The organism is Dokdonella sp., from assembly GCF_041395345.1.
GTDB lineage: Bacteria > Pseudomonadota > Gammaproteobacteria > Xanthomonadales > Rhodanobacteraceae > Dokdonella.
In genome coordinates this window covers 24,956-34,227 of record NZ_JAWLAR010000025.1, presented here as the reverse complement: position 1 = coordinate 34,227, position 9,272 = coordinate 24,956, and the positions used below count along the sequence as shown (strand labels likewise).

Genomic DNA, 9,272 nt, shown 5'->3' with positions numbered 1-9,272 from the left:
CGCGCCCGATTGGCCGCTTGCAGCTCGATGCCTCGTTTTGCCCGGTTCGCCGTGTTGCCTCTCAGGTGGACAGCGCCCGTCTCGAGCAGCGCACCGATCTGGACAAGCTCGTGCTTGAGATCGACACCAATGGTGCGATCGACGCCGAGGAGGCCGTTCGCAAGGCCGCCGAGATCCTGCAGGACCAGATTTCGATCTTTGGCGACTTTACTCGCCGCGAGAGCACCGACAAGGCAGCCGACAAGGGTGGAGTGGATCCCGTCCTGTTGCGTCCGATCGATGACCTCGAGCTGACCGTTCGTTCGGCAAACTGCCTCAAGGCAGAAAGCATCTACTACATCGGCGATCTGGTGCAGAAGACCGAAGTGGAGCTGCTGAAAACGCCGAACCTGGGCAAGAAGTCGCTGACCGAGATCAAGGACGTGCTGGGACAGCGTGGATTGTCACTCGGCATGAAGCTTGAGTCGTGGCCGCCGCCGGGCATTGCGCACGGTATGCAGCTCGGTTGATTTGGGCTTGGTTATTGCTTGGTCGTCGCGTAGTAGCAACACGACCATTGTTCTTAGTTGTTTGTGCGATCGTCCTTGATCGCCGTGTAGCAGAAACTAGGCCAGTGCACAGATTGCGGCTGGTTTAGGACCAAAAGCGGCCATCCTTGGCCGCACTCTTCACAAGAGCTTTTGCTCCGGTGGGGGTGTTTGAAAGCAAGCCTCCTGGTTGGGGCAAATAATAGCGGGTAACCGCGGGGAGTCGGACACAGGTGCCGGCTTTTCATAACAACAGAAGATAGTGAGAACATGCCATGCGCCACCAGAAATCCGGTCGCAAACTCAATCGGACCAGCAGCCATCGCGAAGCGATGTTCAAGAACATGGCTGCGTCCCTGTTCAAGCACGAATTGATCCGCACGACCTTGCCGAAGGCCAAGGAACTGCGCCGCGTCGCCGAGCCATTGATCACCCTGGCCAAGACGGATGGCGTAGCCAATCGCCGTCTGGCGTTCGCCCGTCTGCGTGACAAGCAGGCTGTTGGCAAGCTGTTTGTCGAGCTTGGTCCACGCTTCCGCGAGCGCAAGGGCGGCTATCTTCGGATCCTCAAGTGCGGTTTTCGCGTTGGCGACAGTGCACCGATGGCCTACGTCGAATTGCTTGACCGTCCGCAGGCTGCCGTCGAATCCTCCGAGGATTGAGATCGGCCGTCAGCAGATCGATGAAAGCCCCGTTAGCACGGGGCTTTTTTGTTTTCAGCGCGCCGGCATCGGCATTGCGAGCCAGGTGGAACCGAATTGAACGGTTTGGCAGTTGACGAAAGCAGGGAACCAGTCGCATTCGACTCTGGTCCCTAGACGGGATTATTCAGAATGGGTGGGAATTCAAGCATGGCCAAGGGTCTGACATCTCGGCGGATATTCGGTCTGATCGCACTCGTCTGTGCATTGCTGATCGGGTACGCCCTGTTCGCCGAGCATGTTCAGGGTTACCAGCCCTGCATGCTGTGCATGGTTCAGCGTGTTTTCGTGTGTCTGGTCGGGCTGACTGCCCTGGCCGGCTTTGTCCACGGCCCTGGTCGCGTCGGCTCGCGCGTGTATGGACTCCTCACAGCCTTGTTTGCCGTGGGCGGAGCCTATATTGCCGGTCGCCACGTCTACCTTCAGCAGCTTCCACCCGAGGAACTTGAAGGTTGCGCACCCTCGTTTTCCTATGCGCTCGAGAACTACGATTCGCTCAAGTTCCTGAAAACCATCTTCATCAAGGATCAGGACTGCGGTGTGATCGACTGGACCTTCCTCGGCCTTTCGATGCCGGCCTGGGTACTGGCGTGCTTCGCGGGCTTGTTCCTGATTTCGCTCTGGGCCGGGTTTCGACGGGCCTGATTTCACTCCAGTGACTGCTGTGGCATGATGGATGCCGCAGTGCAGCATGGGTGATAGGCAATGAAGCGCGAACGAAACGTGGTTGCGGTCCATCAGGCGGAGAACTGGAGTCCTTCGTCCTGGCGCGCATTCCCTGCCGTGCAACAGCCGACCTACGCCGATCAGGATGAACTCCAGGTTTCCCTCGACCAGCTTGGCGATTTGCCGCCGCTGGTGACTTCGTGGGAAGTCCTCGCCTTGCGCGGCTTGCTTGCCGACGCCGCCGAAGGGCGACGTTTCCTCCTCCAGGGAGGGGATTGTGCCGAAAGTTTCGACGACTGCACTTCGCCGCTGATCTCGAATCGGCTCAAGGTGATGCTGCAGATGAGCCTGGTCCTGACCCACGGCCTCAAGCTGCCGATTGTTCGAGTGGGCCGCTTTGCCGGTCAATACGCGAAGCCTCGCTCGACCGACACCGAGACCCGCGATGGCGTGACCTTGCCGAGCTACCGCGGAGACATCGTCAATGCGCCGGCATTCAGCGCAGAAGCACGGCGCGCTGATCCGAGGCGCCTGATCAAGGGTCACGCCCGCTCGGCGATGACCATGAATTTCGTGCGTGCCCTGATCGACGGTGGCTTTGCCGATTTGCACCACCCCGAATACTGGGATCTGGCCTGGGTCGAACATTCACCCTTGCAGGTCGAATACCGCCAGATGGTCGAATCTATCGGCAACTCTCTTCGATTCATGGAAACTCTGGCCGGGAGCGCAGTCGGCGAATTCCAGCGCGTCGACTTCCATACGTCCCACGAAGCCCTGCTGCTGCACTACGAAGAAGCAATGACCCGACAGGTTCCGCGTCATTGGGGCTGGTTCAACCTGTCCACGCACTTCCCGTGGATCGGCATGCGCACGGCCGATATTGGCGGAGCCCATGTCGAGTATTGCCGCGGCATTCGCAATCCGATTGGCGTGAAGGTTGGCGTATCCACGCAGCCCGATCAGCTGTTGCGCCTGATCGATGCGCTCGATCCGGACAACGAGCCCGGCCGATTGAGCCTGATACACCGGATGGGTGCGAAAAACGTGGCCAGGGCGCTGCCTCCGCTGCTCGATGCAGTGAAGGCTGCGGGCCGGAAAGTACTCTGGGTCTGCGACCCGATGCACGGCAACACGGAGTCACTGGGCAGCGGCGTGAAAACACGGCGCTTCGAGAATATCCGTGATGAGCTGGACCAGTCCTTCGACATCCACGCGGCTGCCGGGACGCGACTGGGTGGCGTCCATCTCGAATTGACCGGCGAGAACGTCACCGAGTGCATGGGTGGCGCGCGTGACCTGACCGAGAACGACCTCAACCGTGCCTACAAGTCGATGGTCGATCCGCGCCTCAACTACGAGCAGTCGCTCGAGTTGGCCATGCTGATCGTGCGCAAGCGTGGCGACTTCGCCATGCCTGCCTGATTGCAGCGCATGCGATCGATGCCAGCGGTCTGATCGATTGCCCGCATCATGGCGGGCATCTACTGCGGAAAGACGAGCAGGACGGAAGATCCGGCCATGGCTGTTGCGATCAGAATCGCCACGATGACGTCGCTTGGATAGTGCAGGCCGAGCACGACCCTGGAAATCGCAATCAGTGTCGTGAATGGCAACAGCACGGTCATCAATGGCGGATACCACGCAATGGCGACGATGCTGAAGCTGACAGCGTGCAGGGTATGTCCGGACGGAAAGCTGAATTCGTCCAGCGGTGCAATATGCGCCACGATGCCGGCGTGACTCCGGTATGGCCGCGGACGCCGCGTCCAGCCCTTGAGCAGCCGGTACAGGCTGGCGGCTATCAGTCCGATCACGGCCATGTGCAAGGCGGCCATTCGCCCGCGTTCTCCGCCAAGCAATGCCAGTCCAAGCATCAGCGCATACCAGACCGGGCCATCGCCCAGTCGGCTGACCCAGCGAAACAGGTGCAGGAGTGCCCGGTCAGCGACCCAGCGGTTGCAAGCGACGCACAGCCGCCACTCGCCACTGCGCAGCTCGAACTTCTGCCATCCACGCACGATGCTCATGCGGCCTTCTCCTGATTCAGCGAAGTCAGCAGGTTCGAAAAGCTGGCGCTTACGGATTCCGGGCTGAGGCTGGCAACACTCTTCCTCGCCGCGCGGCCGATGCGCGCACGCCTGTCCAGACTGTTGGCCAGCGCAGTTGCGGCTTCGATGAAGCCTTGCTCGTCGCCAACCGGCACACGACATCCATGGCGTTGGTCAGTGATGTGTTCGCGCGCAGCACCGTAGTCAAATGCGACCACCGGCAAGCCGCTGGCCATTGCTTCGAGCGTGACGTTGCCGAAGGTCTCGGTCGAGCTCGGAAACAGGAACAGGTCGCCACTGGCGTAGTGTCGCGCCAGGTCTTCACCACGCCGCAGGCCGGCAAAGATGAAGTCGGGATTGGCCCGGGCGATTCGCTCGCGCTCGGGGCCATCACCGACGATGACGAAACGGGCGTCTGGCTGCGAAGCCTGGATCTGTCTGAATGTGCGCACGGCCAGGTCGAGGTTCTTTTCGGCGGCCAGGCGACCCACATGGACGACCGCCAGGTGGCCCACCTTCAGTCCCCATTGCCGACGCAGGTCTTCGTCGCGCCAGACCGGATGAAACAGTTCGGTGTCCACCGCCCGCCGAAGCAGGCGCACGTTGAGGAAACCCTTGTTGCGAAGGAACTCGGCCAGTTCTGTGGTCGGAACCAGGGTGGCGGCAGCGCGATTGTGAAAGCGGCGCATGCCGGCGAAAACCAGGGGCGTAAGCCAGGGAAAACCGTAGTGGCCGATAAAATCGTCGAAGCGAGTATGGAATCCTGTGCAGGCCGGAATTCCGAGGCGGCGCGCGGCAGTCAGGGCGCCATGCCCGAGCGGACCTTCGGTGGCAACGTACATGACCTGCGGAGGCGTTTCGCGCCAACGCCGCAGCAGGCGGGCTTGCGAACGCATGCCGAATCTAAGACCCGGGTAGCGAGGCAAGGCGGCGCCGCCGACCAGCATTTCCTCGAACTCGCTCTGGGTCTCGGCGGCCGCGCCCTGCGCCGGCCGCGGTCGAATGACTTCGACCCGATGGCCGAGTCTGTCCAGCCCACGTGCCAGCGCCTGCACGGTCAGCGCGACACCATTGATCTCGGGCGGCCAGGTCTCGGTGACGATTGCTACCCGCATGACGCTCTCCTGCATGCCATGCGGGACATGCTGGGGCATGGATCTTAAGGGTGCGTTGCATGCGGGTGACAACGGCGTGACGCCTGCTCGGACCTGACGGCGACGGCCGCGGCCAGCAGCCCACTGCAAGGGGAGCGGGACTCAGTCGCCTTTCCGGGCCAGCGCACGGGCAGCGTGCTGCTTGATCGTTGCGAGCATCGAGGCGAGGCCGTTGGATCGGGTCGGAGACAGGTGTCTGGCCAGGCCGATGGAGCCAATGAAATGAGGTTCGGTATCGACTATCTCCTGTGCCGGTCGACCCGAATAAACTCGCAGCAGGAGTGCGACCAGGCCCGATACGATCGAAGAATCGCTGGCGGCCTGGAAATCCAGGCGCGCGGCATCGCCGCGGGCTGTCAGCCAGACTTGCGACTGGCAGCCGTTGACCTTGTGTTGCTCGGAGCGAAGTTCGTCGGGGAACTCCGGCAGCTTGCGGCCAAGATCGATCAGATACTGGTAGCGCTCGGTCCAGTCTCCAAGGAAAGCGAATTCCTCGGCGATCGTCTTCTGCGCCACTTCGGCGCTGGACTCTGCTGGCGGCGCGGCGGGCATATCCTGATCTGGATTCATCCTGGTCCCGTATTCGTGACGTTGCCCTCACGATGTATGGCCAGCGAGCGGTGCTGGCAACCCCCTGGCCGATTCATGCGGACTCGACTCAGCCTGTCGCCTCGCCCGGCTGCACCACTTTCCACCGACTGCCCTGGGCGCTGTCTTCGATGACGATGTGCTTTTTCGCCAGCTCGTCGCGTATTTCGTCTGCACGCGCAAAATTGCGCGACGAACGTGCAGCGATCCGTTCTTCCAGCAATGCGCTGACCCAGGCAGGGTCGATACTGTCGCCGCTGCCAGTCTGCTTGAACCAGGACTCCGGATCCTGCTGGAGCAGGCCGATGAGGCGCCCGGCACCGAGCAGCGCGGCCTTGGTCTCGTGGCGCTCGGATTCGGTGCTCGCCTTGCGGGCGCGACTGGCCAGGTCGGCCAATACGGCAAACGCGGCGGGCGTATTGATATCGTCGCAGAGGGCCTCTTCGAATTCCTGCGGTACGACTTCCTCGGTCGGGTCGACGCTGCATTCGGCCAGATCGCGCAGCACGCCATACCAGCCGTCGAGGGTCGCCCGTGCCTGAGCAAGCGTGCTGTCCGACCAGTCCAGCGGTTGCCGGTAGTGGGCACGCAGCAACAGGAAACGCAGCACCTCCGCGGGATACATGCCGAGCAGCTCATGCAGGACCATGACGTTGCCGAGCGATTTCGACATCTTCTTTCCGGCGAAGGTCAGCATGCCGTTGTGCAACCAGTAGCGCGCGAACAGCTTTCCGCCGTGGGCGCAGGTACTCTGCGCGACCTCGTTTTCGTGATGCGGGAACATCAGGTCGTTGCCGCCCGCATGGATGTCGATGGTCTCGCCCAGATGGGTAGCGGCCATGGCCGAGCATTCGATGTGCCAGCCGGGTCGGCCGCGCCCCCAGGGACTGGGCCAGCCCGGCAGATCGCCCGATGAAGGCTTCCAGAGCACGAAATCGGCCGGATTTTTCTTGTAGGGAGCCACTTCGACACGGGCTCCGGCAATCATGTCTTCGGTCGAGCGCCCGGAGAGCTTGCCGTAGTCGGGGTAGCTCGAGACGTCGAACAGGACATGTCCTTCCGCCGCGTACGCATTGCCCGAGGCGATCAGGCGTTCGCACATGGCGATGATCTCCGCCATGTGTTCGGTGGCATGGGGGATGAGGTCAGGCGGATCGACGCCCAGACGGGCGATGTCTTCGTGATAGGCCCCGGCGAATCGAACCGTGATGTCCGAAATCGGAACTCCAGCAGCGCTGGCGGCGGCGTTGATCTTGTCGTCCACGTCGGTGATGTTGCGTGCGTAGACGAGATTTTCGTAGCGCCTGCGCAGGAGGCGTGCAAGCAGACCGAAAACCACCGCCGGACGCGCGTTGCCGATATGGATGTAGTCATAGACCGTGGGCCCGCAGACGTACATGGTGACCCTGGAAGGATCCAGGGGGACGAAGTCCTCGACGCGGCGCGTGAGAGTGTTGTGCAGGCGCAGATTCATTGAGTCCGTGGACAGATATGGGGCAGCCCCGAATGATAGCAGTCCGCTGAGATGGCCCGAATTGACCTGCGGATTCGGGCGAACCCTTGGGTCAGCATTCAGTAAGCCTGTGCTGTAATTTCACGTACAACGTGGCCTTCGCATGCCGGATCGATGGACGATCCGGTCCCCAGGCGGACCCGAAGCAGGTCCGATGCGAGCCCCCGACCCCGATCTGGAGAGTGAAATGTTCAAGAGGTTCCTGATTGCCGCGGCTGTTGCCAGCCTTGCCACGGGTGCAATGGCGCAGCCCCCGCAGGGCAGCTACGAGGGTGATCGCGGCGCAGACAACGTCCGCCTGGCCTGGGCCGACGTGCTCCGGGTCGATCCGGTTTACGACAACATCCAGTCCAGCCGACCGCGCCAGGAATGCTATGAGGAAGAGGTTGGGGTCCGGGATACGCGCGGCAACAACGCAGCCGGAACCATATTCGGGGCCATCGTGGGTGGCGCCCTGGGCAACCAGGTCGGCAAGGGCGATGGGCGCAAGGCCGCCACGATAGCCGGAGCCGTCATCGGCGGTGCGGTCGGCAACAATGCCGCGCGTCGCGACGACAGCTATGGCGTACAGACCGAAACACGTTGTCGCACCGTCAATGAGGTCTATACCGAGCGCCGCATCGTCGGCTACGACGTGCAGTACCGCTATCGCGGTGATGTGTTTCTGTCCCAGCTTGACTACGACCCGGGCGAGCGCATGCGGGTCCGCGTCAGTGTCTCACCGGCGGAATAGACCCGCCGGCAAGCGGATCGGATCGACGGCTCCAGCCGCGCTCGCGGACTCTTTCTGTTGCACTGCGGCAGAATTGTCGGTAACGTCGCCCGCATGAAGGCCGCTACATATGCCACCGTCCAGGTCCTGACCAGCGCCCGCATGGCTGCCGGCATGACGTCGCGTGCGCGCCGACCGATGATTCTCAATCCGGCCGGGTAGCTTTCGCGCGTTCCATGATTTTCGACGAAAACCCGGCCAATGCGCCGGGTTTTTTTGTTCTGCAACAAGGAATTCATCGTGAAGACAAGCCATTTTCTGAGCACCCAGGATTGGAGCCGCAACAGCCTCGACGCCTTGCTGGATCAGGCGCGGGAATTCCGGAGTTCGAAACAGGGCACAGCCCTGCAGGGCAAGTCGATTGCCTTGTTGTTCTTCAATCCTTCGATGCGAACGCGTACGAGTTTCGAACTGGGGGCCCATCAACTGGGCGGCAAGGCCATCGTGCTGGCTCCGGGCAAGGACGCGTGGCCCATCGAATTCGAGGTCGGCGCGGTCATGGACGGCGACACCGAGGAACATATCGCCGAGGTCGCGCGCGTGCTCAGTCGCTATGTCGATCTGATCGGTGTACGCGCCTTTCCGAAATTCCAGGACTGGTCGGTGGATCGTGAGGACAAGGTCATTCATGCATTTGCAAGGCATTCGACGGTTCCCGTGATCAACATGGAGACGATCACGCATCCGTGTCAGGAGCTGGCCCACATCATGGCCCTGCAGCAGCATCTGGGCGCCGACCTGAAGCGGCGCAAGTATGTGCTGACCTGGACCTACCATCCGCAGCCCCTGAATACCGCCGTGGCCAATTCCGCCTTGCAGATTGCGACGCGCTACGGCATGGATGTGACCCTGCTCTGCCCAACGGAAGACTATCTGCTGGACCCGCGGTACATGGATTTCGCCCGCGAGAATGCGGCAGCCAATGGCGGCAGCGTGACGGTCAGCCACGATATCGAAAGCGCCTATCGCGACGCTGATGTGGTTTATGCCAAGAGCTGGGGAGCGATTCCGTATTTCGGACGTTGGGAGCAGGAAAAACCCATCCGCGATGCGCACCGGCACTTCATTGTCGATGAAGCCAAGATGGCCCTGACCCGCAAGGCCCTTTTCAGCCACTGCCTGCCACTGCGCCGCAATGTCAAGGCGACCGATGCAGTGATGGATTCACCATCCTGCATCGCCATCGACGAAGCGGAAAATCGCCTTCACGTGCAGAAAGCGTTGATGGCTGCGCTGGCAAAGCCGGGAATGGGGAATGGGGAGTAGGGAATGGGTAAAGCCCGCTTCACGCACCACTGAC

The 9,272-nt window shown here is 61.8% G+C and carries 10 protein-coding genes; 6 read left to right on the top strand and 4 right to left on the bottom strand.

What is annotated here, in order from left to right:
• The 4 genes from R3F00_RS17395 to R3F00_RS17380 all read left to right on the top strand — a co-directional run.
• Positions 1 to 509 (top strand): DNA-directed RNA polymerase subunit alpha C-terminal domain-containing protein (locus R3F00_RS17395; RefSeq protein ID WP_371282995.1); only part of this gene is annotated, 509 nt, incomplete at its 5' end.
• Positions 510 to 802: 293 nt separating this feature from the next.
• Positions 803 to 1,189 carry a 50S ribosomal protein L17 gene (gene rplQ, locus R3F00_RS17390; RefSeq protein WP_371282994.1) on the top strand — a complete coding sequence of 129 codons (387 nt, stop codon included), beginning with the start codon at positions 803 to 805 and terminating at the stop codon, positions 1,187 to 1,189.
• Between the two features lie 189 nt (positions 1,190 to 1,378).
• A complete protein-coding gene (locus R3F00_RS17385; RefSeq protein WP_371282993.1) occupies positions 1,379 to 1,873 on the top strand; it encodes a disulfide bond formation protein B in 495 nt (164 codons plus the stop codon).
• Between the two features lie 60 nt (positions 1,874 to 1,933).
• A complete protein-coding gene (locus R3F00_RS17380; RefSeq protein ID WP_371282992.1) occupies positions 1,934 to 3,319 on the top strand; it encodes a class II 3-deoxy-7-phosphoheptulonate synthase in 1,386 nt (461 codons plus the stop codon).
• Between the two features lie 59 nt (positions 3,320 to 3,378).
• Here R3F00_RS17380 and R3F00_RS17375 read toward each other — a convergent pair whose 3' ends face one another.
• From R3F00_RS17375 to cysS, 4 genes are all read right to left on the bottom strand, one after another.
• The gene (locus R3F00_RS17375) at positions 3,379 to 3,924 is read right to left on the bottom strand and encodes a phosphatase PAP2 family protein (protein ID WP_371282991.1); all 546 of its coding nucleotides are present in this window, start codon (positions 3,922 to 3,924) and stop codon (positions 3,379 to 3,381) included.
• Positions 3,921 to 5,060 carry a glycosyltransferase family 4 protein gene (locus R3F00_RS17370; protein WP_371282998.1) on the bottom strand — a complete coding sequence of 380 codons (1,140 nt, stop codon included), beginning with the start codon at positions 5,058 to 5,060 and terminating at the stop codon, positions 3,921 to 3,923. Before R3F00_RS17370 ends, R3F00_RS17375 begins: the two co-directional genes overlap by 4 nt.
• Positions 5,061 to 5,201: 141 nt before the next feature.
• The gene (locus R3F00_RS17365; protein ID WP_371282997.1) at positions 5,202 to 5,651 is read right to left on the bottom strand and encodes a SufE family protein; all 450 of its coding nucleotides are present in this window, start codon (positions 5,649 to 5,651) and stop codon (positions 5,202 to 5,204) included.
• Positions 5,652 to 5,757: 106 nt separating this feature from the next.
• Entirely contained in the window at positions 5,758 to 7,161 is a 1,404-nt protein-coding gene (cysS, locus tag R3F00_RS17360) for a cysteine--tRNA ligase (protein ID WP_371282990.1), read from the bottom strand.
• Between the two features lie 226 nt (positions 7,162 to 7,387).
• On the opposite strand from cysS, the gene R3F00_RS17355 reads away from it, so the two are divergent.
• Positions 7,388 to 7,933: a glycine zipper 2TM domain-containing protein gene (locus R3F00_RS17355; protein ID WP_371282989.1), complete on the top strand. Its 546-nt coding sequence runs from the start codon at positions 7,388 to 7,390 to the stop codon at positions 7,931 to 7,933.
• A gap of 279 nt (positions 7,934 to 8,212) precedes the next feature.
• Complete coding sequence (locus R3F00_RS17350) at positions 8,213 to 9,238, top strand: N-acetylornithine carbamoyltransferase (protein ID WP_371282988.1); 1,026 nt, start codon at positions 8,213 to 8,215, stop codon at positions 9,236 to 9,238.
• Positions 9,239 to 9,272 lie beyond the last annotated feature (34 nt).

Coding starts and splice junctions, on each gene's coding strand:
- R3F00_RS17365 (WP_371282997.1), bottom strand. CDS start 5,651: ATGCCCGCCGCGCCGCCAGCAGAGTCCAGCGCCGAAGTGGCGCAGAAG.
- R3F00_RS17375 (WP_371282991.1), bottom strand. CDS start 3,924: ATGAGCATCGTGCGTGGATGGCAGAAGTTCGAGCTGCGCAGTGGCGAG.
- cysS (WP_371282990.1), bottom strand. CDS start 7,161: ATGAATCTGCGCCTGCACAACACTCTCACGCGCCGCGTCGAGGACTTC.
- R3F00_RS17355 (WP_371282989.1), top strand. CDS start 7,388: ATGTTCAAGAGGTTCCTGATTGCCGCGGCTGTTGCCAGCCTTGCCACG.
- rplQ (WP_371282994.1), top strand. CDS start 803: ATGCGCCACCAGAAATCCGGTCGCAAACTCAATCGGACCAGCAGCCAT.
- R3F00_RS17370 (WP_371282998.1), bottom strand. CDS start 5,060: ATGCGGGTAGCAATCGTCACCGAGACCTGGCCGCCCGAGATCAATGGT.
- R3F00_RS17380 (WP_371282992.1), top strand. CDS start 1,934: ATGAAGCGCGAACGAAACGTGGTTGCGGTCCATCAGGCGGAGAACTGG.
- R3F00_RS17385 (WP_371282993.1), top strand. CDS start 1,379: ATGGCCAAGGGTCTGACATCTCGGCGGATATTCGGTCTGATCGCACTC.